The sequence below is a fragment of the Cellulosimicrobium sp. CpK407 genome (genome assembly GCF_051844275.1).
Lineage (GTDB): Bacteria > Actinomycetota > Actinomycetes > Actinomycetales > Cellulomonadaceae > Cellulosimicrobium > Cellulosimicrobium cellulans_G.
The window spans coordinates 1-26,578 of sequence record NZ_JBGNYC010000056.1 but is presented as its reverse complement, the minus strand read 5'-3'; the positions used below and the strand labels follow the sequence as shown (position 1 = coordinate 26,578).

Here is a 26,578-nt window from a genome sequence, read left to right as displayed (position 1 = left end):
GCCAGACGACACCCGCCCGGCGAGCACGACACCGCCCGCCGGCGAACACGACATGAGGGTCGTTATCCATCGGATAACGACCCTCATGTCGTGTTCGACAGCCTGACGGGGGCGGCGTCGGGCTCAGTCAGTCGTCACGAAGAGGTGGCGCGCGATGTCGTCGAGCCGGTCGACGAAAGACGAACGGCCCGGTCCCCGGACGGGGATCGGGCCGTTCGGACGTCGCGACGACGTCGGGTCGATCAGTGGGCGTGCTGGCCGCGGGAGAACTCGAAGACCCAGCCGACGAGGGCGACCGCGGCGAGGGCGATCCCTACGTAGACGAGCCACCAGCCGACGGCGAGGCCGAGGAAGACGATCGCGGCCGAGCCGGCGATGGCGAGCGGCCACCAGCTCCACGGGGCGTACACGCCCTGGTCGCCGGCGCCCTGCTCGATGAGACCCTCGGGGTCGTCCTCAGGGCGGGCGTCGATGCGCTTCGCCGTGAGCATGAGGTAGGCACCGATCATCGCGACCAGCGCGCCGGTCAGGAGGATGGCGACCGACCCGACGGGCTCCCAGTGGCTCCAGAAGCCGTAGACGAGCCCTGCGGCGATGAAGAACGGCGTCCCGTAGAGGAACAGCTTGTACTCGACCTTCACTTCCCGGCCTCCTCGTCCGTCGTGCCCGTGCGGGGTTCGTCGACGATCGTGGTCGTCGTGGAGTCGCTCGCGGCCTCCGAGCCGCTCAGGCGGTCGAGCGCGACGCTCTTCTCACCGCGACGGTCCGCCTCGCCGTAGACCTGCTCGAGGACGTTCGGGTTCGGCTCGGCGTGATCCATCGCCGCGACCTCGGGGTGGTGCAGGTCGAACGCGGGCGACTCGGAGCGGATGCGCGGCAGCGACGTGAAGTTGTGGCGCGGGGGCGGGCTGGACGTCGCCCACTCGAGCGAACGGCCGTAGCCCCACGGGTCGTCGACCTCGACCTTGGGCGCGTTGCGCCAGGTCGTGTAGACGTTCCAGAGGAAGGGCAGCGTCGACGCGGCGAGGATGAACGCCCCGACCGTCGAGACCTGGTTCTCCCACGTGAAGCCGTCCGACGGCGCGTAGTCCGCGTAGCGGCGCGGCATGCCCTCGACGCCCAGCCAGTGCTGGATGAGGAACGTCATGTGGAAGCCGATGAACAGCAGCCAGAAGTGCAGCTTGCCGAGGCGCTCGTTGAGCATCCGGCCGGTGAACTTGGGCCACCAGAAGTAGAAGCCCGCGAACATCGCGAACACCACGGTGCCGAACACGACGTAGTGGAAGTGCGCCACCACGAAGTACGAGTCGGAGATGTGGAAGTCCATGGCCGGGCTCGACAGGATGACGCCCGTCAGGCCGCCGAAGAGGAAGGTCACGAGGAAGCCGATCGACCACAGCATCGGTGTCTCGAACGTGAGCTTGCCTCGCCACAGCGTGCCGATCCAGTTGAAGAACTTCACACCGGTCGGGACCGCGATGAGCATCGTCATGAACGCGAAGAACGGCAGCAGGACCGCGCCGGTCACGTACATGTGGTGCGCCCACACCGTGACGGACAGCGCCGCGATGGCGATCGTCGCGTAGACGAGGCCCTTGTAGCCGAAGATCGGCTTGCGGGCGAAGACCGGGAAGATCTCGGACACGATGCCGAAGAACGGCAGCGCGATGATGTACACCTCAGGGTGCCCGAAGAACCAGAACAGGTGCTGCCAGAGGATCGCGCCCCCGTTCTCGGGGTTGAAGATCTGGGCACCGAAGCGCCGGTCGGCGCCGAGCGCGAAGAGCGCGGCGGCCAGCGGCGGGAACGCCATGAGCACGAGGAGGCTCGTGATGAGCGTGTTCCACGTGAAGATCGGCATGCGGAACATCGTCATGCCGGGCGCGCGCATGGTGATGATCGTGGTGATGAAGTTGACGGCACCGAGGATCGTGCCGAAGCCGGCGAGCGCGAGGCCGAACACCCACAGGTCTCCCCCGAGACCCGGACTGAACGTCGTGTTCGACAGCGGCGCGTAGGCGAACCACCCGAACGAGGCCGCGCCCTGCGGCGTGAAGAAGCCGGCCGAGGCGATGAGACCGCCGAAGAGGTAGAGCCAGTACGCGAACATGTTCAGTCGCGGGAACGCGACGTCCGGCGCACCGATCTGCAGCGGCATGATGACGTTGGCGAACCCGGCGAACAGCGGGGTCGCGAACAGCAGCAGCATGATCGTGCCGTGCATCGTGAAGAGCTGGTTGTACTGCTCCTTGCTCTGCACGATCTGGATCCCGGGCTCGAAGAGCTCCGCGCGGATCACGAGGGCCATGAGGCCGCCGATGCAGAAGAAGATGAACGACGTGATCAGGTACATGTACCCGATCGTCTTGTGGTCGGTGGACGTGACCCACTTGATCACGGTCCGACCGAGGGTCTGACGCCGAGGGGCGAGACCGGGGATGACTTCGGCCTGCGCGACCATCAGTGCTCACCCTCCGTGCTAGCGGGGACGGGGTTCGGGTCCTGGAGGCGGCTGAATCCCTCGACCGGGATCTGGCCCTCCTGCCCCTTCTCGCGGAGCGCCTCCATCTGCGCGTCGAACTCGGCGCGGTCGACGATCTCGACGTTGAACAGCATCCCGGAGTGGTGCTCGCCGCAGAGCTCGGCGCACTTGCCGGCGTAGACGCCCTCGCGCTGCGGGGTGACCACGAACTCGTTGGTGCGGTGGGGGATCATGTCGAGCTTGTAGAGGAACGCCGGGATCCAGAACGAGTGGATCACGTCGCGCGAGTCCAGGACGAAGCGGATGCTCTCCCCCGCCGGCAGGTACAGCGTGGGCAGCGCCTCCGACGTACCGGGCGCGCCGTCGATCTCCGCGTCCACGGTCATGGTGCCGCCGACGTCGGCGAGGTGCTGGCCGGTCTCGTAGACGTCCTCGTCCACGTAGTTGAAGTCCCAGCTCCACTGCTTGCCGATGACCTGGACGGTCATGTCCGACTCGACGTCCTTGTCCACGATCGCGGACATGTCGCGGTCCGTGTAGAAGAACAGGACGAGGACCATGATGATCGGCACGGCCGTGTACATGATCTCGAGCGGCAGGTGGTACCGCGTCTGGACCGGGAGCCGGTGGTCGTCCTTGCGCTTGCGGTACGCCGCGACGCACCACAGCATGAGGCCCCACGTGATGACGCCGACGATGAGGGCGGCGATCCACGAGCCGGTCCACAGCGACGTGATCCGGGCGGTCTGGTTGGTCACCTCCCCGTCCTCGTAACCGGGCAGGAACCCGCGCTGGACCGTGTCGCTGGCGCAGCCGGACGCCACCGCAGCGACGGCGACGGCGAGGGCCGTCGCCCGCAGGATGGTGCGCCGTGTGCGGCTAGGGGGTTGCGAGTGCAAGGGGGGCCTTTCACGTCACGTCCTGCCCGAACCCGTCTTTACGAGCCCAGCACAGGACCTTCGTCCTCGACACACGAAGCCTAGCGCGGGATTCCGCCCTTCGTGCCCCGGAACGCGCGCTGGACGGGCGAGATGCGGCACACGTCGCCGCCGGTCAGGGCGGGTTCACCACACCCGCGCCAGGTCTGTCAGATCCTTGCCACACGGACGCTCCGCCCGGCAGGGCGGTACCGTGCCGGTGGAGCGTCCGGGCTCGCACCGACGCCGCGTCGCGGTCCGCGCGAGCGCAACGATCCGACGCCCCGCGGGAGACCCGCGACGCGCCACCCCGGCGCGGTCGACCGGCTCGCCCGCCCGCGCCGCGCCCACGCGGCCCGACCGCCAGCGCCCAGGAGGCCATGTGACACACACCACCCCCGTCCGCCGGGCCCGGCTCGACAACGGCGGGCGCGCGCCCTGGCACCCCCTCGCGCGCGAGGCCTTCGACCGTGCGCTCGACGACGGCTGGGCCGACCCCCGCCGCCTGCACGCGGAGGGTCGTCGTGCCGCCGCGCTGCTCGACGGCGCACGCGAGGCCGTCGGTGCCGCGCTCGGCGTGCGGACGGAGGAGGTGCACTTCACGCCCTCCCACACGGCGTCGTTGCACACCGGCGTCGCCGCCCTGTCCGGCGCACGCGCACGCCTCGGCCGACGGGTCGTCGTCGGCGCCGTCGAGCGTGCCGCCGTGCTGCACGCCGCCGAGCACGGCGGGCTCGAGCGCGAGGTCGTCGACGTGGACCGCACAGGCCGGGTCGACGCGGCCGCGATGTCCGACGCCGTCGCGCGCCCGGGGGTCGCGCTCGCCGCGCTCCAGCTCGCCAACGGCGAGGTGGGCACGCGCCAGCCCGTCGTGGCGGTGCACGACGCCGCGCGCGCGGCCGGGGTCCCGCTCCTCGTCGACGCGGGGGCGAGCGTCGGCCACGACGTGGTCCCCGCGTCGTGGGACGCTCTCGCCGCCGACCCCGCCGACTGGGGCGGAGGTCCCGGGGTCGGGGTGCTCGCGGTCCGCTCCCGTGTCCGACGGCGCAGCCCGTTCCCGGAGGACCCCGACCCGTGGGCACCCGGAGGGGTGTCCGTGCCCGCGGCGTTCGCGGCCGCCGTCGCGCTCCAGGCCGTGCTGGCGGACCGGGAGGCCGAGGACGCGCGCCGCCGTGCGCTCGTCGACCGGGTCCGGGCGCGCGTCGCCGAGATCCCCGACGTCGAGGTGGTCGGCGACCCGGCCGACCGCCTGCCGCACGTGGCGACGTTCTCGTTCCTCTACGTGGACGGCGAGGCCCTGCTCACCGACCTCGACCGCGAGGGTGTCGCCGTCGGGTCGGGGTCCGCGTGCACGTCGAGCTCCCTCGAGCCGTCGCACGTCCTGGCCGCGATGGGCGTGCTCACGCACGGGAACGTGCGCATCGCGCTCGACCGGTCGACGAGCGCGGCGGACGTCGACCGGCTGCTCGACGCGCTGCCCGGGGCGGTCGCGCGCGTGCGAGCGACGCTGGGGGTGCAGGGCCTGTGACGGGCGACGCTCCCGACGTGGTCGACGCACGCGGTCTGCGCTGCCCGCTGCCGGTGATCCGGCTCGCCGCGGCGGCGCGCGACCGGGACCCGGGCACGCGCCTGACGGTGTGGTCGACCGATCCGGCCGCGCGCCTCGACGTCCCGGCCTGGGCACGGATGCGCGGGCACACGGTCGTCGGCGACGAGCCGCTCGCGCGCGACGACCACGACGAGGGCGCCTGGGCGATCACGGTCGAGCTCGGCGCCTGACGTCTCGCCGGGCTCGCCGCCGGGACGACGCGAGCCCGGCCACCCGCGGTGCGGGTGGCCGGGCTCGTGCGGTCCGGTGCGGCGTGCGGGGCACGCCGGGCGGGTCAGCTGAAGGAGCCGCCGCAGGCGCAGGCGCTGCCCGCGTTGGGGTTGTCGATCGTGAAGCCCTGCTTCTCGATCGTGTCCGCGAAGTCGATCGTCGCGCCCTCGAGGTACGGGACGCTCATCTTGTCGACCACGACCTCGACGCCGTCGTAGTCGCGCAGCGCGTCGCCGTCGAGCACGCGCTCGTCGAAGTAGAGCTGGTAGATCAGGCCGGAGCAGCCGCCGGGCTGCACCGCGACGCGCAGGCGCAGGTCGTCGCGACCCTCCTGCTCGAGGAGGGTGCGGACCTTGTCCGCGGCCCCGTCGGTCAGGTTGACGCCGTGCGTGGCAATGTCGGTGGTCTCGCTCATCTCGTCTCCGCGCTGTCGGGGGCAGTGCTGCCCCGGTGGTGGCCGGCTTCTACGGACCTCTCGAGAGAGATCCCGTCAGGTCCTCAACACCACTCGTGCCGGTCGTGTTCCCGAGTCTACGACCACGCGACGACGTACGGTCGAACGGAGCCCGCGCCACACCGGTGGCGCGGCCCCCCGACGGGAGACGCATGGACCAGTCGTTGCACTTCGTGACGGTCGCGACGCGCGACCTGGACGCCGCGCGGGCCTTCTACGGCGCGCTCGGCTGGACCGCGCAGCTCGACGTGCCGGGCGAGATCGTCTTCTACCGCTCGGCGGCGGGCCAGCTCCTCGGCTTCTTCGAGGAGTCGGCCTTCGCGCGCGACGCCGGCACCCCCGACGCGACGCCCGCCACGACGGGCCTCACGCTGTCGCACAACGTGGGGTCCCGGGCCGCGGTCGTCGAGCTCGTGCAGGCGATGGTCGACGCGGGCGGGACCGTCCGCAAGGCGCCGCAGGAGGGCGAGTTCGGCGGCGTCTTCCACGCTCACGTCGCGGACCCCAACGGGCTGGTGTGGGAGGTCGCGCACAACCCGGCCTGGTCCGTCCGCGCGGACGGGACCGTCGACCTCGGCTGAGGCGCCCCGCCGTCAGCCGCGCGACCAGGTGCGCGCGACGCGCTCCACGAGCGCGCGCGGGTCGCCGTCGCCCCACGCGTACGCGCCGCTGAGCCCCGCGGCGGCCTGCTCACGCCGCCCCGCGACGACCGCGCGCGCCACCACGACGACGGGGAGCGCGTGGTGCGCGGCGCGGACCGCGACCTCGCGCACCGTCCCGTCCCCCAGCTCGTGGGCGCCGAGCTCGTCCGCGAGCACGACGACGGCCTCCGCACCCGCCAGGCGCGCGTCCAGGCCCAGGTCGTCGGCGACGACGCGCAGCCCGGGCACGAGCCGACCGCCCAGCGCCGCGACCGCGTAGGCGAGCCCGCCCCCGCTCCCGGCCCCGGGCAGTCCGGCCAGGCGACGGCCTGCCGTCGCCGCGGCGAGGAGGTCCCGGCCCGCGAGCGCGCGGCCCGCTCCCCCGGTCTCCGCCGCGTGGTCGACGGCGGACGCCACGCCGTGCGCGACCGCGCCGAGCGCGCGCTCGAGGTGCTGGGCCACCGCGGGGTCCACGCCGCGGGCGTCGAGCACCGCGCTCGCCCCGTGCAGGCCGAGCAGCGGGACGTCGGACGCGACGGCCGCCACGAGGTCGGCGCCCCTGAGCGCCGCCCGCGCGGCGCGCACGACGTCGGTCGGGACGGCGGTCCCCGGGTCGCCGGCGAGCGACGCCGCCCCCGCGAGCGCCAGGAGCGCCCCGCGCCCGGCGTCGTGGCTCGTGCTCCCGCCGGTGGCGAGGACGACCCGCCCGGGCGCCCCGTCGGGTCCGCGTGCGGCGTCGGCCGCGAGCGCCAGGAGGTGGCCGACGGCGGTCGAGGACCGCGCGGGCACGGTCACCGCTCCCGCGTCGCCGGCGCCGGTGGCGGGCACCTGGGAGGCGTCGACGTAGACGGTCCGGCGCGTGCCCGTGCCCTCGCCGCCCGGCGTCCGACGGCGGACCGCGACCGGGACGTCGTCCCCGTCCGGCCCCGGGACCGCTCCGGCGAGCACCTCGGGCGCGACGGGCGCGACCGCGTCGAGGAACGCGGGCCCCGACGCTGCGAGCGGCACGGTCTCGACCTGGGCGTGCGGCGCCCACCAGCCCGCGACGTCGTCGAGCGAGGGCCCTGCCGGGACGGGTGGCGACGCGGCCGCCGCGGCCGGCCACGCGCCGTCGGGCACGGGTGGGACGGCGGACCCGGTGAGCAGCACGCGCATGCCCGGATTGTGCCAGGGCGCACGCCCGTCCGGTCCCCGCGGGACGCCCGCTCGGCCGCGGCGGCGCTGTGCGACGATGGTGCCGTGAGCACTGGTAGCACCTTGCTGTCGTCCGTGGACGGGCCGAACACCTCGCGCCAGGGCGGGTTCGCCGAACCCAGTCCTTCCGCCCTGCTCCTGCTGGGCCAGGGCCGCGACCTCGCGTCCGAGCGCGGGGTCGAGTGCGTGGGCGAGCTGCCCGCGCCGAGCGACCCGGACCTCGTGGAGCGCGCCCGGGCCGCCCGCGCCGCGCTGGGCGAGCGGGCGTTCGTGCTCGGTCACCACTACCAGCGCGACGAGGTCATCGACTTCGCCGACGTGACGGGCGACTCGTTCAAGCTCGCGCGCGAGGCCGCGGCGCGGCCCGAGGCGGAGTTCATCCTCTTCTGCGGCGTGCACTTCATGGCGGAGAGCGCGGACATCCTCACGTCCGACGCGCAGCAGGTCGTGCTGCCGGACCTCGCGGCCGGCTGCTCGATGGCGGACATGGCGGCGATCGACCAGGTCGAGGACGCGTGGGACGTGCTCGAGGAGGTCGGCATCGCCGACTCCACGATCCCCGTGACGTACATGAACTCCTCGGCCGCGATCAAGGCGTTCACGGGTCGCCACGGCGGCACCGTGTGCACCTCGTCGAACGCGGAGGTCGCGCTGCGCTGGGCGTTCGACCAGGTGGGTGGCGTGGACGGCACGGGCAAGGTGCTGTTCCTGCCGGACCAGCACCTCGGTCGCAACACGGCGGTGCTGAAGCTCGCCATGTCGCTCGACGACTGCGTCGTGTTCGACCCGCGCAAGCCGAACGGCGGCCTCACGGACGCCGAGCTGCGCGACGCGCGCATGATCCTCTGGCGCGGGCACTGCTCGGTCCACGGCCGGTTCTCGGCGAAGAACGTGAGCGACGTGCGCGCCGCGGTGCCGGACGTCAACGTCCTGGTGCACCCCGAGTGCAAGCACGAGGTCGTCACGGCGGCGGACTTCGTCGGGTCGACGGAGTACATCATCACGATGCTCGACGCCGCCGAGCCGGGCTCGTCGTGGGCGATCGGGACCGAGCTCAACCTGGTGCGTCGCGTCGCGCGCGCCCACCCGGACAAGCAGGTGCACTACCTCGACTCGACGGTGTGCTTCTGCTCGACGATGAACCGGATCGACCTGCCCCACCTCGTGTGGGCGATGGAGTCGCTCGTCGCGGGCCGCGTCGTGAACCGGATCGTCGTGGACGCGGACGACGCGCACTGGGCGCGCGTCGCGCTCGACCAGATGCTCGCCCTGCCGGGCATCTAGCCCGACGGGAGCCGAGGTCCCTCGAGCAGCCGGGGGCACGCGGAGGTATGGCATGAGCACCGGGAACGGCATGAACGTCGGCATCTTCGTGTTCGACGAGGCGGAGGAGCTCGACGTCGCCGGGCCGTTCGAGGTGCTGTCCGCGTGGGCCGAGCACTCGGCGCTCAAGCCGCACGTGTCCACGTTCTCGTGGGACGGCGGCGGCGTGCGGCTCGCGAAGGGCCTGCGGCTGCTCCCCGACCGCTCGGCGGACGACGTCGGCCCGCTCCACCTGCTCGTCTACCCGGGCGGTTGGGGGACGCGCTCGCTGCTCGCGGACCGCGTGCACCTCGAGTGGCTGCGCGCGATGCGCGCCCAGACCCCCGTCATCGCGAGCGTGTGCACGGGGTCGCTCGTGCTCGCCGCGGCGGGGCTGCTCGCGGGGCGGCCCGCGACGACGCACTGGGCGCACTACGACGAGCTCGCGGAGATCGACCCGAGCGTCGTGCTGGACACCGAGGCGCGCTTCGTGGACGACGGCGACGTCGTCACGTCCGCGGGCGTGTCCGCGGGGATCGACATGGCCCTGCACCTCGTCGCGCGCCTGGAGAGCGACGACGTCGCGCGCGCCGTGCGCCGCGGGATCCAGTACGACCCCGACCCGCCGGTCTGAGGCGGCCGCGTCACCCTGACGCCGACGGCATCTTGCTCTGGCGGCGACCGTCCGGCTCGCCGCGCGGACGGGCAGGAGGCGCCGTGGCGGGCCGAGACCTCCACGCCCCGCCCGCCGGCGAAGGTACCTGATACCGCCCGTGCGAGGTAGTAGCCTGCCCGGGTGACCCGCCAGATCCAGCTCCTCGTCGCCAGCACGCTGCCGCGCAAGGCCGTGCCGGGCCGGGGCGTCCTCGAGCCGTCCGTCACCCGCATGCGCGTGCACCCCGGCGACCTCGACTTCTACCTGCACGTCAACAACGGGACGTACCTCCAGATGATGGACGTCGCGCGCAGCAACTTCATCGCCGATCTCGGCGGGTTCCCCCTGCTCAAGGACAAGGGCTGGTACCCCGTCGTCGCGGCGTCGACCATGAAGTACCGCCGCTCCCTCCAGCTGTGGGACCGCTTCGAGATCACGACGCGCGTCCTCGGGTGGGACGAGCGCGTCGTCTACCTCGAGCAGGTGTTCACGCGCGGCGCCGACCTGTGCGCGCGCGGCCTCGTCGCGGGCCGGTTCCTGGCGCGCGGGTCGGGCGACCGGATCGCCGCCCCCGACGTCGTCGGGCTCCTCGGCGGCGACGTCACCTCTCCCGAGCTCCCGGACGACGTCGACCGGTGGTCCCGGGCGGTCGACGTCGCGCACCGCGGCTGACGACCGGCGCCCTGGTCGCGCGCGGGGGTCGGGTGCTTCGATGGCACGGTGACCGCCGACCGAGCCCCTGACTCTGACCCGCACCCGGACCACCCCGCCACCGACCCGTTCGACGCGACCATGGTCCCGGCCCTGCCCTGCCGGGACATCGACGAGCTGCGCGACTTCTGGACCGCGCTCGGCTTCGACGTGACGTACCGCCAGCTCCGGCCGAACCCGTACCTCGCGGTGCGGCGCGGCGGCGTGGACATCCACTACTTCGGGCTCGACGGGATCGAGCCGCAGGACAGCTACAGCACGTGCATCGTCGTCGTGGAGGACACGGCGCCCGTCTTCGAGGCGTTCGCCGCGGGGCTGCGCGCCCGCTACGGGCGCCTGCCGCTCACCGGGTTCCCGCGGATCACCCGACCCCGACGGCGCGCGAACGCGGGCGGCACGACGGGATTCAGCCTCGTGGACCCCGCCGGCAACTGGGTCCGCGTGATGCGCCGCCCTCCCGCCGCGGCGGCGCCGACCACGGACGCGGCTGGGGCGTCCGCCGTCGACGCGTACGCCGCGCGGCCCGAGGGACGGCTCGCCCGGGCCCTGGACGACGCCGTCGTGCAGGCGGACTCGCACGGCGACCCCGTCCAGGCGCGCAAGATCCTCGCGGGCGCGCTGCGGCGTGCCGGGGACGACGCCGACGTCGCCGACCGCGTGCGCGCCCTCGCCTACCTCGCCGAGCTCGCCGTCCTCGCGGACGATCCCGACGCTGCCCGCACGCACCTCGACGACCTCGACGCGCTGGCGGCCGCCCTCTCCCCTGACGTGCGCACCGTCGTCGAGCACGCCCTCGCCGAGGCCGCCGACCTGCGGGCGGCGCTCCCCGGCTGACCGGTCGAGCGCCGCCGCGCACGGACGGACGGTCGGGTCAGGCGACCGCGCCGCCGAGCCGGGCGAGCAGGAGCGCCTCGGCGAGCACCACCTTCTCCAGCTCGCCGAGGTGCACCGACTCGTTCGCGCCGTGCGCGCGCGAGTCCGGGTCCTCGACGCCCGTCACGAGGATCGCCGCGTCGGGGAACACCTCGAGCAGGTCGGCGATGAAGGGGATCGACCCGCCCACGCCGATGTCGACCGGGTCGGTGCCCCACGACGTCGCGAACGCCCACCGCGCGGCCCGCATCGCCTCGGAGTCACCCGGGGCGAGGAACGGCTTGCCCTGCTCGCCGTCGCGGACCGTGACGCGCGCGCCGAGCGGAGCGTTCCCCTCCAGGTGCGTACGCAGCGCCGCCATCGCGGCCGCCGGGTCCTGACCCGGCGCGAGCCGCACCGAGAGCTTCGCGGTCGCGCGGGGCGTGAGGGTGTTCGACGCGTGCGCGACGCTCGGCGCGTCGAGCCCGATCACGGCGATCGCCGGCTTGGTCCACAGCCGGCCCGCGATGCTGCCCTCGCCTGCGAGGACGGTCCCGTCGAGCAGCGAGGAGTCGGCGCGGAAGTCGGCCTCGGCGTAGTCCACGGTCGGCTCGTCCGCCGTGACGAGCCCGGGCACGGCCACGTTGCCCGCGTCGTCGTGCAGGGTGGTGATCAGCCGCGCGAGCAGCGTCACCGCGTCGAGCACGGGACCGCCGAACATGCCCGAGTGCACCGCGTGGTCGAGCACGGCGACCTCGACCTCGCAGTCGACGAGGCCGCGCAGCGACGTCGTGAGCGCGGGGACGCCGACCTTCCAGTTCGACGAGTCCGCGACGACGATGACGTCCGCCGCGAGCAGGTCGCGGTACTGCGTGAGGAACGGCAGGAACGTCGGCGAGCCGATCTCCTCCTCGCCCTCGACGAAGACCGTCACCCCGACGGGCAGGTCACCGACCTCCGTGAGCGCGCGCAGCGCACCCAGGTGCGCCACGACTCCCGCCTTGTCGTCCGCCGCACCGCGCCCGTACAGGCGCCCGTCGCGCTCGGTCGGCTCGAACGGGTCGGACTCCCAGGTCGCGGCGTCGCCCGGGGGCTGCACGTCGTGGTGCGCGTACAGGAGGACGGTCGGGGCGCCGTCGGGCGCAGGACGGCGCGCGACGACGGCCGGCGCGCCCTCCGTGCCGTCGGCGGCCCGAGCGCGCAGCACCTGCACCTCGGGCAGACCGGCGTCGCGCAGCAGCGCCGCCACGGCATCGGCGCTCGCCGCGACGTGCGCCTGGTCGAACGCGGCGTTCGACACGCTCGGCACGCGCACGAGGGACTCGAGGTCCGCACGCAGCGCGGGGAACAGGCGCGCGACGGTCTCGCGGAGCGTGGTCGCGAGCTCGGGGTCGGTCGCGGTGCCGGGCGCGGGGACGGTGGGTTCAGGTGAGTTCGTCACGACGAGCACGGTACGACAACCGGACGTGCGGTGGGCTCTGCCGCATCCCCGAGACTCTTCCCTCGCTGGTCGAGTCAGCCCGGGAGGTGGACGTGCGGCGCGTCCGGCCCGCCCCGGTGCTCGAGCTCGAGCGCCGCGCTGCGCGCGAGGAGCGCGTCGTAGTCGACGGCGAGGCCACGGAGGACGAGCTCGATCGCGCTCTCGGCCTCCGTGTCGCTCAGGTGCGTGTCGCCGAACAGCGTGCGGTACTGGACGAGCGACGCGAACAGGTCCACGACCTGGTCCTGGTCGACGTCCTCGCGCAGGTCGCCACGCGCCGCCGCGTGGGCGAGGGTCGCGGCGACGGCCCGCCGCGACGGCTCGACCACCACGGCGAGGTAGCGCTCGCGCAGCGCCGGGTCGGGCGCGCATTCCGCGTACAGCGCAGCGAGGACGTCCGGCCTGGTCGCGCGGTACGCGCCCAGGAACACTCCGAGGCTCTCGCCGAGGTCGCACAGGGTGCACCCGGTGTCCGGCGCCTCGGGGACGCTCATCCGGGCCGCGATCGCGGCGAGGGCCAACGGCGCGCGCCCCGCCCAGCGGCGGTAGATCGCGGGCCGCGTGGTCCCGGCACGGCGTGCCACCTTCTCGAGCGTCAGCTGCGCGTAGCCCCCGGAGTCCAGGAGCGCGGACGCCGCGTCGAGCACCGCGCGGTCGATCTGGCGGTCACGCGGCCGGCCACCACCGCCCGGGGTCGGGATGCCGGAAGCGCTGGACATGGTCGTGATCGTATCCGCGGACCGTCAGCCGCGACGGTCCGGGCGCACGAGGACCCGGAGCACGAGCGTCGCCGCGAGACCCACGAGCAGCGCCGCGACGACCGCGTAGGCCGGGAGCCCCTGGGCGGGCGCGCCGCCGTCCTCCGCGAGAGCCGCGCCGTCACGGAGTGCCGAGCGGTGCACGACGACGGACAGGACCCCGGCCGCCGCGATGCCGAGCGCCGTACCGAGCTCGGCGGACACCTCCTGCGTCGCGGCGGCGGAACCCGTCTGCTCGGGTGGCGCCGACGAGATGACGAGGTCACTCACGAGCGCCGCCGCGGCACCGTGCCCGAGGCCGAGCACGGCGACCGACCCCGCGAGCGCCGGCACGGGTGCCCCCGCCCACCCGACGACCACGGTCAGCACGGCCCCCGCGACGATCACGACCAGGCTGACGGCGACGACCACCTCGGGGCGGAACCGGGAGGCGAGACCAGGAGCGAGCAGCGCGCCGAGGATGTTCACCGCGACGTACGGCAACGTCCACAGGCCCGCCTCGAGCGGGTCCAGACCGGCCGCGCGCTGCAGGTGCTGGGTGAACAGGTAGTACACCCCGACGACGCCGATCCCGGTCAGCAGCAGCGTGCCGAGGGCGGCGGCCGGCCGCCGCGCCGTGACGAGGCGCAGGTCGAGCAACGGGTCGGGGAGCCGTCGCTGGCGTCGGGCGAAGAGCCCGAGCAGCAGCACTCCGGCGACCATCACGGCGGCGTCACGCACCGCCGTCGTGCCTCCGGAGGGACCGGCCGCGAGCTCCTGGAGACCGAAGACGACGGCGAGCATCCCCACGACGGACAGTGCGACGCTCGTCAGGTCGAGCCGCCCCGCGTCGTTCGTCCCGCGTGGCCTCGGTAGGAGCCACGGTCCGAGGAGCACGAGCGCGAGCATGGGCGGCACGTTGACGAGGAAGACGGAACCCCACCAGAACCGCTCGAGGAGTGCACCGCCCAGGACCGGCCCGATCGCGGCGCCGACCGAGAAGGCGCTGAAGAGGATCGCGATCGCGAGGCGCCGCTGCGCATCGGCACGGAACATCTGGCGCAGGAGGGAGAAGAGCGCGGGCATGAGGGTCGAGCCCGCGACGCCGAGCAGTGCCCGGGCGAGGATCAGCGTCTCCGCGCTCGACGCGGTCGCGGCGAGCACGGACAGGGCGGCGAACGCGGTCGCCCCGACGAGCAGAAGCCGACGTGCGCCGACGCGGTCCGCGAGCCGCCCGGCGGTGACGAGCGTCCCGCCGATGAGGAAGCCGTAGACGTGGGAGATCCACAGCGCCTGCGTGGCCGAGGCGTCCAGGTCCACGATGATCGAGGGCAGCGCGAAGAACAGCACGGTGAGGTCGGTCGCGACCATGAGCATCGGGAGCACGAGCAGGACCAGCCCCGCCCACTCCTGGGGTCCTGCCCGGACGGTCGTCGTCACGGTGGCTTCGGTCGTGCGGCTCATGGCTCTCTCCTCCGGCAACATTACGTATCGTCTTGTAACGCTACTGGCGGATGCTGCTCCTGACCACCCCTACCGGAGGAGGGATCGACGACGCCGAGCACTCGTCCGGCTCGACTACGCTGGAGGGGTGTTCTCCCGCAACAAGTCCGCCGCGACCCCCGCCGCCCCCGACCCTGTCGAGCAGGCGGCCGAGATCGAGCGGGCCGGCAAGGGCCGCCCGACGCCCAAGCGCAAGGTCTCCGAGGCCGCGAACAAGCGCCCCCTGGTGCCGAACGACCGTCGCGCCGCCGCGAAGTCCGCGCGGGAGAAGCAGCGCGAGATGCGCGACCGCCAGTACCAGGCGATGCAGACGGGCGACGAGCGCTACCTGCCGCCGCGCGACAAGGGCCCGGTCAAGCGCTACGTGCGCGAGTACGTCGACGCGCGCTGGAACCTCGGCGAGTTCTTCCTGCCCGTCGCGCTGGTGTTCATCGTCTTCTCGTTCCTCACCGCGCAAAACCAGGACCTGGCGTTCCTCACGGTGATGACGCTCTACGTCATCGTGCTGCTGACCGTCGTGGACGGCTTCATCATGTGGCGCCGCCTGCGCAAGCGCCTGCTCGCGAAGTTCGGCGAGATCCCCAAGGGCACGACGATGTACGCCGTCATGCGGGCCTTCCAGCTGCGCCGAGCACGCCTGCCCAAGCCGACGCACAAGAAGCACGGCGTCTTCCCGGAGTGAGCCGGAGCGGTTCCTGAGGCAACCGTCCGGCGGTTAGGTTGAGCCCATGCCCACCTACCGCTACCTCGGCAACTCGGGTCTCAAGATCTCCGAGATCACCTACGGCAACTGGCTCACCCACGGCTCCCAGGTCGAGAACGACGTCGCGAAGGCGTGCGTCCACGCGGCGCTCGACGCCGGCATCTCGACGTTCGACACCGCGGACGTCTACGCGAACACGAAGGCCGAGCAGGTGCTCGGCGACGCGCTCAAGGGACAGCGGCGCGAGTCGCTCGAGATCTTCACGAAGGTCTACTGGCCGACCGGCCCCGGCGGCCCCAACGACACGGGCCTGTCCCGCAAGCACGTCATGGAGTCGATCAACGGCTCCCTCAAGCGGCTCGGCACCGACTACGTGGACCTCTACCAGGCGCACCGGTACGACACCGAGACGCCGCTCGAGGAGACGATGCAGGCGTTCGCCGACATCGTCCGGCAGGGCAAGGCCCTGTACATCGGCGTCTCCGAGTGGACCGCCGACCAGATCCGCGCCGGCGCCGCGCTCGCGAAGGAGCTCGGCTTCCAGCTCATCTCCTCCCAGCCCCAGTACTCGATGCTGTGGCGCGTCATCGAGGACGAGGTCGTGCCGACCTCGCGCGAGCTGGGCCTGTCGCAGATCGTCTGGTCCCCGATGGCCCAGGGCGTGCTGTCCGGCAAGTACCTGCCCGGCCAGGCGGCACCGGCCGGGTCGCGCGCGGCCGACGAGAAGGCGGGCCGCGGTGGGATCTCGCAGTTCATGACCGACGACGTCCTCACGCGCGTGCAGGGCCTCAAGCCGGTCGCGGACGAGCTGGGGCTCACCATGCCGCAGCTCGCCATCGCGTGGGTCCTGCAGAACGACAACGTCGCTGCGGCCCTCGTGGGTGCGTCGCGGCCCGAGCAGGTCGCCGAGAACGTCAAGGCGTCGGGGGTGACGATCCCGGCCGAGCTCCTGGCGCGCATCGACGACGTCCTCGGGGACGTCGTCGAGCGCGACCCGCGCAAGACCGCGGAGAACGCACCGCAGACGCGCGTCGCCTGACTCCGGCACGTCGTGCGCGACGACGGCCCCGGCGGCGATCCGCCGGGGCCGTCGTCGTCTCCTCACCGGCCGGGCTCGGGCATGCCTCCCTCGCCCGGCCGGGGGCCTGTGGTCGCGGCGACGGGCTCCCGCGGCTCCGACTCGGCGTGCGCCCGACGACGCACCCGGGCGGGGCGCGGGTCCGCGAGCCCCCGCGGGGCGAACCAGCGCGCCGTGAGCTGGACGATCGGCCCCACGCCCAGCGCGTAGGCGACCGTCGCCCAGCCCAGCGTGCCGCCGAGCACCCAGCCCAGCGACACGACGACGACCTCGATGAGCGTGCGCACGAGGCGCACCGACCACCCGGTGCGCGCGACGAGGCCGGTCATGAGCCCGTCGCGCGGGCCGGGCCCGAGGCGCACCCCGAGGTACGCCGAGGTCGCGAGCCCGTTGAGCACGATCCCGCCGACGGCGAGCGCGACGCTCGCGGCGACGCCGGGGTCGGGCACGAGGCGGGTCACGAGCGCGATCGCCGGGTCGATGGTCAGGGTGATGACGACGACGTTCGCGATCGTCCCGATCCCCGGGCGCTGCCGCAGCGGGATCCACGCGAGCAGCGCGAGCACGCTGAGCGACCCGACGACGACGCCGAACGGCAGCCCGGTGCGCAGCACGACGCCCTGGTGCAGGACGTCCCACGGCATCCCGCCCTGGCCCGCGTGGAGCAGCATCGCCATGGACAGCGCGTAGGCGAGGAGGCCGAGGAGGAGCTGGACGGCACGACGGGTGGGGCTCATGCGAGCCATCCTGACGACCAAGTGGCATCGACATCCATAGCCAATCGCGAGAGAGTGGCCCTATGAGTCTCGCCCCGCCTGGGTCCGTCGACGTCCACCGCCACCTCTCCCCCGCCGCCGCGGCGCGGCTGCTGGGTCGCTGGCACGCGGGCGGCCCCGCGTACACCGCGCTGGCCGACGCGCTGCGCGCCGCCGTCCTCGCCGGCACGCTCGCCCCGCACACGCGGCTCCCGTCCGAGCGCGACCTCGCCGTCGCGCTCGGCGTCTCCCGCACCACCACGGCGGCCGCGTACGGGCGGCTGCGCGAGCTGGGCTTCGCGCGCTCCCGGACGGGGTCGGGGACCGTCGTCGTGCTCCCCCGCGCGACCCGGCCCCGGACCGCGCCCCGTGCCCGCGGGGGCGACGCGCCGCCCGCACCGGCCCCGCACGTCGCACCGATCGACCTCGCCGACCTCTCCCAGGCGACCTCCGCCGCCCCGAGCGGGCTGCACGGCGCGTACTCGCGCGCGCTCGAACGCCTCCCCGAGTACCTGTCCGGAGGCGGGTACGAGCCGTACGGCGTCGGCGTCCTGCGCGAGGCGATCGCCGACCACCACACCCGGCGCGGCACGGCGACGACGCCCGACGAGGTCCTCGTCACGACCGGCGCCCAGCACGCGATCACCACGCTCGCGGGCACGCTCCTCGGTGGCGGCGACCGCGCCGTCGTGCAGTCGCCCACCTACTACCACGCGATGGAGGCACTGCGCCGCGCCGGGGCGCGGCTCGTCCCGGTCCCCGTGGGGCGCGGTGACCGGGAGTCGCACCCCGGCCGCGAGCAGGACGCGCCCGGGTTCGACGTCGACCTCTTCGGCTCGACGCTGCGCCAGGTCTCGCCGCGGCTGGTGTACCTCGTACCGGACTTCCACAACCCCACCGCGTACACGCTCACCCCCGAGGAGCGGGCCGGGGTGCGCGAGGCCGCCGCGCGCCACCGCGTGACCGTCGTCGGGGACGAGACCCTCACGGACCTCGACCTCGAGGGCGACCCGGACGCCGTCGGCCCCGTCGCCGAGCCGCTCGCCGGGGACGGGGCCTCGCCGTACGTCGTCACCGTCGGGTCGGCGTCCAAGTCGTTCTGGGGCGGGCTGCGCGTCGGGTGGGTCCGCGCGCACCCCGACCTCGTCGCGCGGCTCGCGCGCACCCGGCAGTCCGCCGACATCGCGACCGCGGTGCTCGAGCAGCTCGCCGTCGTCGAGCTGCTCGACGACGCGGGCAGCGTGCTCGCCGAGCGCCGCAGGACGCTGCGCGCCCAGCGCGACCTGCTGTGCGGGCTGCTGGGCGCGGCGCTCCCCGACTGGCGCGTGCACGTGCCGGAGGGCGGGCTGTCCCTGTGGGTCGACGTCGGCGCGCCCGTCGCCCAGGCGTTCGCCGCCGCGGCCGCCGCGGAGGGCGTCCTGGTCAACGCCGGCCCGACGTTCACCCCCGACGGCAGCGCCGCGGACCGGCTGCGCCTCACGTTCTCGCGACCGCCCGAGGAGCTGGAGCGGGCGGTGCCCCGGCTCGCCGCAGCGTGGGCGCGCGTGGCCGGCTGAGCACGCCCTGGGCCGTCGGAGAGCGGGCAACCGCGGTCAGCGCGAGCGGAGCTCCACGGGCGCGGTCGCCTGGGTCCCGTCGTGCAGGAGACGCGCGACCACGGCGCCCTCGGCCGCGAGGGCCCGCCAGGTCTCGCCGAGCCACTGCTCCGCGTCGTACTGCGTCGTGAAGACGGGGCTCACGGGCGTGGCGAGGACGCTTCCCTCGGCGTCGTCGAGCTCCCAGACCCACTGGGGCCGGATCATCGTGCCTCCCTCGCCTCGGCGCCGCGCACGTGCTCGCCCGGCTCCGGGTGGCGCACGAGCGACCGGTTGATGCGCGCCGCCCAGAGCGGGCCCTGGTAGAGGAACCCGGTGTACCCCTGGACGAGGTCGGCGCCCGCGTGCAGGTAGTCACGGGCGTCGTGCGCGGTCGTGATGCCCCCGACGCCGATGATGGCGCGACGCGGGCCGAGGCGCTCGCGCAGGCGCGCGACCACGGCGAGGCCCCGGGCGCGCACCGGTGGTCCGGACAGCCCGCCGGGCCCCCGGTCGTGCCCGATCGTCGTGTTGACGGCGACGACGCCGTCGAGGTCGAGCTCGTCGACGAGGTCGGCGACCGCGTCCACGTCCTCGTCCGCGAGGTCGGGCGCGATCTTGACGAGCAGCGGCACGCGGGCGGCTCCCGCGTCCGTGGTCGCGGCGTCCGCGGCCTCGCGCACCGCCACGAGGATCGGGCGCAGCGACGCGACCTCCTGGAGGTCGCGCAGGCCCGGGGTGTTGGGTGAGGACACGTTGACGACGAGGTAGTCGGCGTACGGCGCGAGGAGGCTCGCGCTCGTCGCGTAGTCCCCCGCGGCCTCGGACGCGGGCGTGACCTTGGTCTTGCCGATGTTCGCGCCCACGAGCACGGCGCGGCCCGCGCGGGTCGAGCGCAGCGCGGCGAGGCGCCGGGCGGCCGCCGCGGCACCCTCGTTGTTGAACCCCATGCGGTTGCGCACGCCCGACACGTCGAGCTCGCGCCACAGCCGCGGCTTCTCGTTGCCGGGCTGCGCGTGCGCGGTGACCGTACCGATCTCGACGAACGCGAAACCGAGCATGGTCAGGCCGCGCACGGCGCGCGCGTCCTTGTCGAACCCGCCCGCGAGGCCGAAGGGCGCGGGGAAGACCTTGCCCAGGACCTCGACGCTGCCCCGGCCCCCGGCCGCGCGGCCCAGGTAGGGCGCGAGCGCCCCCTGCACGACGTCGCGCAGCACCGGCACGCGGCCGACGGCGCCGATCAGGTCGAACGCGACGTGGTGCGCGCGCTCCGGGTCCATGCGGCGGAAGACGGTGTCGAAGAGCAGTCCGTAGAGGAGCGGGCGGCGGCGGGTCATGCGGCGTCCTCCGGGGCGTCGGTGTCGGTGCGGGTGCTGGTGGCGCTCGGGGTGGCGACGGTCGCCGACGTCCCGCCGGGGCGGGTGCGCCAGAGCCACCACAGGCCGACGAAGGGCAGGACGAGGGGCACGTAGCCGTAGCCCTGCCCGAAGCCGGACCAGACGGTGGCGCGGGGGAACGCCTCGGGGTCGGCGAGCGAGAAGGCGCCGACGGCGAGCACCCCGACGAGCTCGACGCCCACCGCGACCCACGCGACGCGCCGCGCGACCTGGCCGCCCCGCGCGAGCGCGATCGTCGCGACGACGTACACGGCCGCCGCGAGCCCCGACAGCGCGTACGCGAGCGGCGCCTCGTGCCAGTCGCGCAGGAGCTGCACGGCGGCCCGGGCCGAGGCCGCGAGCGCGAAGATCCCGTACACGGCGACGAGGACCCGGCCGAAGCCGGCGTTCGTGCGACGCGGGTGCGGCGTCCCGTCCGGGGCGGCGGGTGCGCTCATGGCGAGGACCTCCAGGTCAGGCGTTCCAGATCTGCCACAGGCGCCACTCGAGGAACGCGACGGTGAGCGCGGCGACCGCGAGCACGACGGAGCTCCAGCGCGAGCGCTCCGCGAAGGCCCACAGGGCGGCGACGGGCAGGATGAAGAGGGTGGTCACGAGGTAGCCCCACAGCAGCACGGGGTCGCTCGGCGCGGTCCCGGTGGCGCCGAGCACGCCCACCACGACCGCCTGCACGAGGATCAGCCCCTCGATCACGGCCGCACCCCAGAGCTGGCGCAGGATCACCGCGCGGTCGCGCACGACGAACACGAGAGCCCAGCCGGCGAGCGCGACGCACGCCGCGACCACGAGCAGCAGGAGGGGAAGGACCACGCGGCCGAGCGTACCGGGGGCGGCCCGCGGCCACGGAATCGGTCCACAGGTCCCACCGACGTCACGGGGGCAGGGGCGCCGTCCCCGGGGATAGCATCGCGGGGTGGCTGAACTGACCGTCTCCAGCAAGAATCCCGCCGGTGCCAAGGTCGACGCGCTCGTCGTCGGCACCCACACGACGTCCGACGGCGTCGCGATCGTCGGGGGCGACCTGCCCCGTCCGGTGGTCGCCTCCCTCGAGGACCTCGCACCCGCGCTCGGCATCACGGGCGCCGCCGACGAGGTCCGCAAGGTGCCCGCCGGGCCCGAGCTCAAGGCCGACGTGCTCGTGCTCGTGGGCCTCGGCGCACGGCGCGCCGACGGCACCTTCAGCGCCGAGGCGCTGCGCCGCGCCGCCGGTGCCGCGCTGCGCGCGCTCGCCGGGACGACGTCGGTCGCCGTCGCGCTCCCCGTCGAGGACGAGGCCGAGCTCGGCGCCGTCGCCGAGGGAGCGCTGCTCGGTGCCTACGCGTTCGCGCGCTACCGCACGGGCGAGGCCGCGTCGTCGGCCGCGAACCGCCCGCCCGCGACCGTCGAGGTCCTCGCCGGGAGCACGCGCAGCTCCGCGGCCAAGGCTGCCGTCGAGCGGGCCAAGGTCGTCGCGGCGGCCGTGAACGCGACGCGCGACCTCGTCAACGCCGCGCCCAACGACCTCTTCCCCGCCGCGTTCGCCGACGTCGCGAAGCAGGCCGTCAAGGACTCGGGCGCCAAGGGCCTCAAGGTCACGGTGCTCGACGACAAGGCGCTCGTCGCGGGCGGGTACGGCGGCCTCGTCGGCGTCGGACAGGGCTCGGCGCGCGGCCCGCGCCTCGTCAAGGTCGCCTACGCGCCGTCGCGCCCCGCCGCGAAGGTCGCGCTCGTGGGCAAGGGCATCACGTTCGACTCGGGCGGCATCTCGATCAAGCCCGCCAAGGGCATGGAGGCGATGAAGTCCGACATGGCCGGCGCCGCCGCCGTGCTGCAGACCGTCGTCGCCGCCGCGCGCCTCGGGCTGCCCGTGGCCGTGACGGGCTGGCTGTGCCTCGCGGAGAACATGCCGTCGGGCACGGCGCAGCGTCCGTCCGACGTCATCACGATCCGTGGCGGCAAGACCGTCGAGGTGCTCAACACCGACGCCGAGGGCCGCCTCGTCATGGCCGACGGCCTGGTCGCCGCCGTCGAGGAGAAGCCCGACGTCGTGCTCGACGTCGCGACGCTCACCGGCGCCCAGATGGTCGCGCTCGGCAACCGCGTCTCCGCGGTCATGGGCGCCGACGACGTGCGCGCCGAGGTCGTCGCGGCGGCCGACGCCGCGGGCGAGCAGTTCTGGCCGATGCCGCTGCCCGAGGAGCTGGGAGCGTCCTTGAAGTCGAAGGTCGCCGACCTCGCGAACATCGGCGACCGGTTCGGCGGCATGCTCGTCGCGGGCCTGTTCCTGCAGGAGTTCGTCGGCGAGACGCCGTGGGCGCACCTCGACATCGCCGGCCCCGCGTTCAACGAGGGCTCGGCCCACGGCTACACCCCGGTCGGAGGCACGGGCGTCGCCGTCCGCACCCTGCTCGGCCTCGTCGAGGGCCGCGCCCGCCGCTGACCCGGTCTCGCCGACCAGGTGGTCCTGGTCCGTCCCGTCGCCCGGACGAACCAGGACCACCTGCTCGACACCGGAAGATCGCCGGGTCGAGCGGTGTCAGGAGGTCCGGCGACGGCGCTGGCGGGAGTTCCAGTCGCGCATGCGCTGCGGGTAGCCGGTGAAGCGCACGTTGTAGACGGGCACGCCCAGCGAGCCGGCGACGTCGAACGCCGTCTTCTCGTCCGGGACGCGCCGGCGCGTCCACTCGCCCGTCGTCGCGATGAGCAGCAGCGTCGCCCCCGTGTCCTGCGTGGGCGGCTCGACGTACGCCTCGACCCCGACGCGCGTGCGCACGAAGTCCTGGAGGTGGGCGAGCGTCGCGCGACGGGCGTCCGACGGCGCGGCGGCGGCGCCGCCCGGCGACGAGGTCGTCGGGGGGCGGCGGGAGAACAGGCTGGACAGCTTGGGCAGCCGGGGCACAGCGGCAGGGTACAGCGTGACCCTGGTCATACGGTGGCCCCGCTGTCTGCAGCGTCACAGCCGCGAGGCCCTGGTTTCGATTGGGGAGCCCGTGCCCGAGGTGCCAAGATGGCACCCGGAGAACGTTCACGCACCGTGGGCCAGCGGTTCCCGTCCGGCCCGTCGACGTGCCGTGCACGTCCGCCCTCGCTCTCCCCTCGCTGAAGGAGTCGCACGTGGCCGAACCCGGCACACCATTCGACGTCGTCGTCCTGGGCGGAGGCAGCGCCGGCTATGCCACGGCGCTGCGCGCCGCCCAGCTCGGCCTCTCCGTCGCGCTCGTCGAGTCGGGCAAGCTCGGTGGTACCTGCCTGCACAACGGGTGCATCCCCACCAAGGCCCTGCTCCACGCGGCCGAGCTCGCCGACGGCGCCCGCGAGGGCGCGAAGTTCGGCGTCCGCAGCTCGTTCGACGGCATCGACATGGCAGGCGTCAACGGCTACAAGGACGGCGTCGTCGCGGGCCTCTACAAGGGCCTCCAGGGGCTCGTCGCCTCCCGCGGCATCACGTTCGTCGAGGGGCACGGCCGGCTCGTGTCGCAGGACACCGTCGAGGTCGACGGCACCCGGTACACCGGCCGCCACGTCGTGCTCGCGACCGGCTCGTACGCGCGCTCGCTGCCCGGTCTCGAGATCGCCGGCCGCGTCATCACCTCCGACCAGGCGCTGCGGCTCGACCGCGTCCCGAAGTCGGTCGTGGTGCTCGGCGGCGGCGTCATCGGCGTCGAGTTCGCGAGCGTGTGGAAGTCGTTCGGCGCCGACGTCCAGATCGTCGAGGCGCTGCCCCACCTCGTGCCCAACGAGGACGAGGCGCTGTCGAAGTCGCTCGAGCGGGCGTTCCGCAAGCGCGGCATCCAGTTCTCCCTGGGCGACCGGTTCGCGGGCGTCAAGGAGACCGACTCGGGCGTCACCGTCACGCTCGAGTCCGGCAAGACCTTCGAGGCCGAGCTGCTGCTCGTCGCCGTCGGGCGCGGGCCGCGCACCGCCGACCTCGGGTTCGAGGCGCAGGGCATCACGCTCGACCGCGGGTTCGTGATCGTCGACGAGCGCCTGCACACGGGCGTCGGGAACATCTGGGCCGCGGGCGACATCGTGCCCGGCCTCCAGCTCGCGCACCGCGGGTTCGCGCAGGGCATCTTCCTCGCGGAGCAGATCGCCGGGCTCGACCCGACGCCGATCGTCGAGTCGTCGATCCCGCGCGTCACGTACTGCGAGCCCGAGGTGGCGTCCGTCGGCGTCACGGAGGCTGCGGCGACCGAGACGTGGGGGGCCGACCAGGTCGAGACCCTCGAGTACAACCTCGCCGGCAACGGCAAGAGCAAGATCCTCGCGACCAGCGGCTTCGTCAAGCTCGTGCGCCGCAAGGACGGTCCCGTCGTCGGCGTGCACATGATCGGTGCCCGCGTCGGCGAGCTCGTCGGCGAGGGCCAGCTCATCGTGGGCTGGGAGGCGTACCCCGAGGACGTCGCCGCCCTGGTCCACGCCCACCCCACCCAGAACGAGGCACTCGGAGAGGCGCACCTGGCCCTGGCCGGCAAGCCTCTGCACGCCCACAACTGACCCCAACGATCGAAGGAGACCAGGCAGGTCATGTCTGAGAACGTGCAGATGCCGGCCCTCGGCGAGTCCGTCACCGAAGGCACCGTCACCCGTTGGCTCAAGTCGGTCGGCGACACCGTCGCCGTCGACGAGCCGCTGCTCGAGGTCTCGACCGACAAGGTCGACACCGAGATCCCGTCGCCCGTCGCGGGCGTGCTCGAGCAGATCCTCGTCCAGGAGGACGAGACCGTGGAGGTCGGTACCGACCTCGCCGTGATCGGCGACGGTTCCGGCGGCGGCGACGCCGCCCCCGCCCCCGCGGCGGCCGAGGAGCCCGCGCCCCAGGCCGCGCCGGAGCCCGAGCCGGAGCAGCCGGCCGCGCAGGAGGCCCCCGCCGAGCCCGCCCCGGCCCAGCAGGCCGCTCCCGCGCCGCAGTCCTCCGGCGGTGAGGAGATCAGGCTCCCCGCGCTCGGCGAGTCCGTCACCGAGGGCACCGTGACCCGGTGGCTCAAGTCGGTCGGCGAGACCGTCGAGGTCGACGAGCCCCTGCTCGAGGTCTCGACCGACAAGGTCGACACCGAGGTCCCCTCGCCCGTGGCCGGCACCGTCCAGCAGATCCTCGTCCAGGAGGACGAGACGGTCGAGGTCGGCACCGTGCTCGCGATCGTCGGCTCGGGCGCCGCCCCGGCCGCCGCCCCCGCGGCACCGGCCGAGCCCGCCCAGGAGGCCCCGAAGCAGGAGGCTGCGCCCGCCCCGGCCCCGACCGAGGCGCGCACCCCGGCGAGCGAGGCGGACGTCCCGGCCCAGGCCGCGCAGGAGGAGACGCCGGCCCCGGCCACGAGCGCCCCGGCCCCCGCGGCCGAGAAGCCCGCCGCGCCGTCCGCACCGGGTGCGACCCCGGCCCCGGCCGCGAAGGCCGGCGGCACGTACCTCACCCCGCTCGTGCGCAAGCTCGCGGCGGACAAGGGCGTCGACCTGTCGACCCTCACGGGCACGGGCGTCGGCGGCCGCATCCGCAAGGAGGACGTGCTCGAGGCCGCCCGCAAGGCCGAGGAGGCCAAGGCCGCCCCCGCAGCTGCCGCTCCCGCGGCTCCCGCCGGTGGTGCCCCGAAGAAGGCCTCCGTCCCGGCCGTCTCGCCGCTGCGCGGCACGACCGAGAAGACGAGCCGTCTGCGCAAGCTCGTCGCGAGCCGCATGGTCGAGGCGCTGAGCACGCAGGCCCAGCTCACGACGGCGGTCGAGGTCGACGTCACCCGCGTCGCCGCCCTGCGCAACCGCGCCAAGGCGGACTTCAAGGCGCGCGAGGGTGCGAACCTCACGTTCCTGCCGTTCTTCACGCTCGCCGCGGTCGAGGCGCTCAAGGCCTACCCGAAGATCAACGCGACCTTCGGCGAGGACGAGATCACCTACCACGGCCAGGAGAACGTGGGCATCGCGGTCGACACCGAGCGCGGCCTCGTGGTCCCCGTCATCAAGGACGCGGGCGACCTCAACCTCGCCGGCATCGCGCGCAAGATCGCCGACCTCGGCGCACGCACGCGTGCCAACAAGGTCGGTCCGGACGAGCTCGCGGGCGCGACGTTCACGATCACCAACACCGGCTCGGGCGGCGCCGTCTTCGACACGCCGATCGTCCCGGTCGGTCAGGTCGCGATCCTCGGCACGGGCACCATCACCAAGCGCCCGGTCGTCGTGACGGACGCGGACGGCAACGACACGATCGGCATCCGCTCGACGTGCTTCATCTTCCTGTCCTACGACCACCGCCTGGTCGACGGTGCGGACGCCGCGCGCTTCCTCACCACGATCAAGAACCGCATCGAGGAGGGCGCGTTCGAGGCCGAGGTCGGCCTCTGACGCTCCGCGCTC

At 74.0% G+C, this 26,578-nt stretch carries 27 protein-coding genes; 13 read left to right on the top strand and 14 right to left on the bottom strand.

All coding sequences use genetic code 11. The features are described 5' to 3' along the window. Positions 1-242: 242 nt before the first annotated feature. Genes ABWU78_RS18385 through ctaC form a run of 3 tightly spaced genes read right to left on the bottom strand, consistent with a single transcriptional unit; the run spans position 243 to position 3,381 of the window. Positions 243-641, bottom strand: a complete 399-nt coding sequence (locus ABWU78_RS18385; protein ID WP_047234280.1) for a cytochrome c oxidase subunit 4 — start codon at positions 639-641, stop codon at positions 243-245. Continuing rightward, on the bottom strand, positions 638-2,461 hold the full coding sequence (ctaD, locus tag ABWU78_RS18380; protein WP_253050058.1) for an aa3-type cytochrome oxidase subunit I: 1,824 nt from the start codon (positions 2,459-2,461) through the stop codon (positions 638-640). The genes ABWU78_RS18385 and ctaD overlap by 4 nt, the downstream gene beginning before the upstream one ends. Beyond that, positions 2,461-3,381, bottom strand: coding sequence for an aa3-type cytochrome oxidase subunit II (gene ctaC / locus ABWU78_RS18375; protein ID WP_253050061.1), 921 nt, complete (start codon positions 3,379-3,381; stop codon positions 2,461-2,463). The genes ctaD and ctaC overlap by 1 nt, the downstream gene beginning before the upstream one ends. A 400-nt stretch (positions 3,382-3,781) precedes the next feature. On the opposite strand from ctaC, the gene ABWU78_RS18370 reads away from it, so the two are divergent. Beyond that, complete coding sequence (locus ABWU78_RS18370) at positions 3,782-4,927, top strand: cysteine desulfurase family protein (RefSeq protein ID WP_353709073.1); 1,146 nt, start codon at positions 3,782-3,784, stop codon at positions 4,925-4,927. 17 nt (positions 4,928-4,944) lie between these two features. Then, positions 4,945-5,178 carry a sulfurtransferase TusA family protein gene (locus ABWU78_RS18365; RefSeq protein WP_353709072.1) on the top strand — a complete coding sequence of 78 codons (234 nt, stop codon included), beginning with the start codon at positions 4,945-4,947 and terminating at the stop codon, positions 5,176-5,178. Between the two features lie 104 nt (positions 5,179-5,282). Here ABWU78_RS18365 and erpA read toward each other — a convergent pair whose 3' ends face one another. Beyond that, the gene (gene erpA, locus ABWU78_RS18360) at positions 5,283-5,633 is read right to left on the bottom strand and encodes an iron-sulfur cluster insertion protein ErpA (protein ID WP_047234275.1); all 351 of its coding nucleotides are present in this window, start codon (positions 5,631-5,633) and stop codon (positions 5,283-5,285) included. A gap of 191 nt (positions 5,634-5,824) precedes the next feature. On the opposite strand from erpA, the gene ABWU78_RS18355 reads away from it, so the two are divergent. Beyond that, a complete protein-coding gene (locus ABWU78_RS18355) occupies positions 5,825-6,253 on the top strand; it encodes a VOC family protein (RefSeq protein ID WP_353709071.1) in 429 nt (142 codons plus the stop codon). 12 nt (positions 6,254-6,265) lie between these two features. Here ABWU78_RS18355 and ABWU78_RS18350 read toward each other — a convergent pair whose 3' ends face one another. After that, complete coding sequence (locus ABWU78_RS18350) at positions 6,266-7,468, bottom strand: glycerate kinase (RefSeq protein ID WP_353709070.1); 1,203 nt, start codon at positions 7,466-7,468, stop codon at positions 6,266-6,268. 114 nt (positions 7,469-7,582) lie between these two features. On the opposite strand from ABWU78_RS18350, the gene nadA reads away from it, so the two are divergent. The 4 genes from nadA to ABWU78_RS18330 all read left to right on the top strand — a co-directional run bounded on the left by nadA (position 7,583) and on the right by ABWU78_RS18330 (position 11,009). Then, the gene (gene nadA / locus ABWU78_RS18345; protein WP_353709516.1) at positions 7,583-8,791 is read left to right on the top strand and encodes a quinolinate synthase NadA; all 1,209 of its coding nucleotides are present in this window, start codon (positions 7,583-7,585) and stop codon (positions 8,789-8,791) included. 52 nt (positions 8,792-8,843) lie between these two features. Next, positions 8,844-9,443 carry a DJ-1/PfpI family protein gene (locus tag ABWU78_RS18340; protein ID WP_253050075.1) on the top strand — a complete coding sequence of 200 codons (600 nt, stop codon included), beginning with the start codon at positions 8,844-8,846 and terminating at the stop codon, positions 9,441-9,443. A gap of 162 nt (positions 9,444-9,605) precedes the next feature. After that, entirely contained in the window at positions 9,606-10,136 is a 531-nt protein-coding gene (locus ABWU78_RS18335) for an acyl-CoA thioesterase (protein WP_439159133.1), read from the top strand. Positions 10,137-10,184: 48 nt separating this feature from the next. After that, entirely contained in the window at positions 10,185-11,009 is an 825-nt protein-coding gene (locus ABWU78_RS18330) for a hypothetical protein (protein WP_353709068.1), read from the top strand. A 37-nt stretch (positions 11,010-11,046) separates the two neighbouring features. Here ABWU78_RS18330 and ABWU78_RS18325 read toward each other — a convergent pair whose 3' ends face one another. The 3 genes from ABWU78_RS18325 to ABWU78_RS18315 all read right to left on the bottom strand — a co-directional run bounded on the left by ABWU78_RS18325 (position 11,047) and on the right by ABWU78_RS18315 (position 14,708). Next, positions 11,047-12,468 carry a dipeptidase gene (locus ABWU78_RS18325; protein WP_353709067.1) on the bottom strand — a complete coding sequence of 474 codons (1,422 nt, stop codon included), beginning with the start codon at positions 12,466-12,468 and terminating at the stop codon, positions 11,047-11,049. Positions 12,469-12,542: 74 nt separating this feature from the next. After that, positions 12,543-13,226, bottom strand: coding sequence for a TetR/AcrR family transcriptional regulator (locus ABWU78_RS18320; RefSeq protein WP_353709066.1), 684 nt, complete (start codon positions 13,224-13,226; stop codon positions 12,543-12,545). A 24-nt stretch (positions 13,227-13,250) separates the two neighbouring features. Then, positions 13,251-14,708, bottom strand: coding sequence for an MFS transporter (locus tag ABWU78_RS18315; protein WP_353709065.1), 1,458 nt, complete (start codon positions 14,706-14,708; stop codon positions 13,251-13,253). Between the two features lie 127 nt (positions 14,709-14,835). On the opposite strand from ABWU78_RS18315, the gene ABWU78_RS18310 reads away from it, so the two are divergent. Both ABWU78_RS18310 and ABWU78_RS18305 read left to right on the top strand, forming a co-directional pair. Continuing rightward, on the top strand, positions 14,836-15,429 hold the full coding sequence (locus ABWU78_RS18310) for a DUF3043 domain-containing protein (protein ID WP_253050090.1): 594 nt from the start codon (positions 14,836-14,838) through the stop codon (positions 15,427-15,429). 46 nt (positions 15,430-15,475) lie between these two features. Next, positions 15,476-16,489: an aldo/keto reductase family protein gene (locus ABWU78_RS18305; protein ID WP_439159132.1), complete on the top strand. Its 1,014-nt coding sequence runs from the start codon at positions 15,476-15,478 to the stop codon at positions 16,487-16,489. 62 nt (positions 16,490-16,551) lie between these two features. Here ABWU78_RS18305 and ABWU78_RS18300 read toward each other — a convergent pair whose 3' ends face one another. Continuing rightward, positions 16,552-17,265 (bottom strand): YczE/YyaS/YitT family protein, encoded by a 714-nt coding sequence (locus tag ABWU78_RS18300; RefSeq protein ID WP_353709063.1) that lies wholly within the window; start codon positions 17,263-17,265, stop codon positions 16,552-16,554. A 62-nt stretch (positions 17,266-17,327) separates the two neighbouring features. On the opposite strand from ABWU78_RS18300, the gene ABWU78_RS18295 reads away from it, so the two are divergent. After that, on the top strand, positions 17,328-18,839 hold the full coding sequence (locus ABWU78_RS18295) for a PLP-dependent aminotransferase family protein (RefSeq protein ID WP_353709062.1): 1,512 nt from the start codon (positions 17,328-17,330) through the stop codon (positions 18,837-18,839). A 36-nt stretch (positions 18,840-18,875) separates the two neighbouring features. Here ABWU78_RS18295 and ABWU78_RS18290 read toward each other — a convergent pair whose 3' ends face one another. Genes ABWU78_RS18290 through ABWU78_RS18275 form a run of 4 tightly spaced genes read right to left on the bottom strand, consistent with a single transcriptional unit; the run spans position 18,876 to position 21,064 of the window. After that, a complete protein-coding gene (locus ABWU78_RS18290) occupies positions 18,876-19,085 on the bottom strand; it encodes a hypothetical protein (RefSeq protein WP_253050103.1) in 210 nt (69 codons plus the stop codon). Continuing rightward, entirely contained in the window at positions 19,082-20,194 is a 1,113-nt protein-coding gene (locus ABWU78_RS18285; protein ID WP_353709061.1) for a quinone-dependent dihydroorotate dehydrogenase, read from the bottom strand. The genes ABWU78_RS18290 and ABWU78_RS18285 overlap by 4 nt, the downstream gene beginning before the upstream one ends. After that, positions 20,191-20,691 (bottom strand): hypothetical protein, encoded by a 501-nt coding sequence (locus tag ABWU78_RS18280; RefSeq protein ID WP_353709060.1) that lies wholly within the window; start codon positions 20,689-20,691, stop codon positions 20,191-20,193. The genes ABWU78_RS18285 and ABWU78_RS18280 overlap by 4 nt, the downstream gene beginning before the upstream one ends. Before the next feature lie 16 nt (positions 20,692-20,707). Continuing rightward, complete coding sequence (locus tag ABWU78_RS18275) at positions 20,708-21,064, bottom strand: hypothetical protein (RefSeq protein ID WP_253050112.1); 357 nt, start codon at positions 21,062-21,064, stop codon at positions 20,708-20,710. A 103-nt stretch (positions 21,065-21,167) separates the two neighbouring features. On the opposite strand from ABWU78_RS18275, the gene ABWU78_RS18270 reads away from it, so the two are divergent. After that, complete coding sequence (locus tag ABWU78_RS18270; protein ID WP_353709059.1) at positions 21,168-22,673, top strand: leucyl aminopeptidase; 1,506 nt, start codon at positions 21,168-21,170, stop codon at positions 22,671-22,673. A gap of 96 nt (positions 22,674-22,769) precedes the next feature. Here ABWU78_RS18270 and ABWU78_RS18265 read toward each other — a convergent pair whose 3' ends face one another. Beyond that, positions 22,770-23,132 (bottom strand): oxidoreductase, encoded by a 363-nt coding sequence (locus ABWU78_RS18265; RefSeq protein ID WP_439159131.1) that lies wholly within the window; start codon positions 23,130-23,132, stop codon positions 22,770-22,772. A 215-nt stretch (positions 23,133-23,347) separates the two neighbouring features. On the opposite strand from ABWU78_RS18265, the gene lpdA reads away from it, so the two are divergent. Both lpdA and sucB read left to right on the top strand, forming a co-directional pair. Further along, positions 23,348-24,730: a dihydrolipoyl dehydrogenase gene (lpdA, locus tag ABWU78_RS18260; RefSeq protein WP_353709058.1), complete on the top strand. Its 1,383-nt coding sequence runs from the start codon at positions 23,348-23,350 to the stop codon at positions 24,728-24,730. Positions 24,731-24,760: 30 nt separating this feature from the next. Then, entirely contained in the window at positions 24,761-26,566 is a 1,806-nt protein-coding gene (sucB, locus tag ABWU78_RS18255) for a 2-oxoglutarate dehydrogenase, E2 component, dihydrolipoamide succinyltransferase (protein ID WP_353709057.1), read from the top strand. The last annotated feature ends 12 nt before the right edge of the window (positions 26,567-26,578 follow it).

Coding starts and splice junctions, on each gene's coding strand:
- ABWU78_RS18280 (WP_353709060.1), bottom strand. CDS start 20,691: ATGAGCGCACCCGCCGCCCCGGACGGGACGCCGCACCCGCGTCGCACG.
- ABWU78_RS18350 (WP_353709070.1), bottom strand. CDS start 7,468: ATGCGCGTGCTGCTCACCGGGTCCGCCGTCCCACCCGTGCCCGACGGC.
- ABWU78_RS18295 (WP_353709062.1), top strand. CDS start 17,328: ATGAGTCTCGCCCCGCCTGGGTCCGTCGACGTCCACCGCCACCTCTCC.
- ctaD (WP_253050058.1), bottom strand. CDS start 2,461: ATGGTCGCGCAGGCCGAAGTCATCCCCGGTCTCGCCCCTCGGCGTCAG.
- ABWU78_RS18315 (WP_353709065.1), bottom strand. CDS start 14,708: ATGAGCCGCACGACCGAAGCCACCGTGACGACGACCGTCCGGGCAGGA.
- ABWU78_RS18355 (WP_353709071.1), top strand. CDS start 5,825: ATGGACCAGTCGTTGCACTTCGTGACGGTCGCGACGCGCGACCTGGAC.
- ABWU78_RS18300 (WP_353709063.1), bottom strand. CDS start 17,265: ATGAGCCCCACCCGTCGTGCCGTCCAGCTCCTCCTCGGCCTCCTCGCC.
- ABWU78_RS18285 (WP_353709061.1), bottom strand. CDS start 20,194: ATGACCCGCCGCCGCCCGCTCCTCTACGGACTGCTCTTCGACACCGTC.
- ABWU78_RS18305 (WP_439159132.1), top strand. CDS start 15,476: ATGCCCACCTACCGCTACCTCGGCAACTCGGGTCTCAAGATCTCCGAG.
- sucB (WP_353709057.1), top strand. CDS start 24,761: ATGTCTGAGAACGTGCAGATGCCGGCCCTCGGCGAGTCCGTCACCGAA.
- ABWU78_RS18290 (WP_253050103.1), bottom strand. CDS start 19,085: ATGATCCGGCCCCAGTGGGTCTGGGAGCTCGACGACGCCGAGGGAAGC.
- erpA (WP_047234275.1), bottom strand. CDS start 5,633: ATGAGCGAGACCACCGACATTGCCACGCACGGCGTCAACCTGACCGAC.
- ABWU78_RS18320 (WP_353709066.1), bottom strand. CDS start 13,226: ATGTCCAGCGCTTCCGGCATCCCGACCCCGGGCGGTGGTGGCCGGCCG.
- ABWU78_RS18340 (WP_253050075.1), top strand. CDS start 8,844: ATGAGCACCGGGAACGGCATGAACGTCGGCATCTTCGTGTTCGACGAG.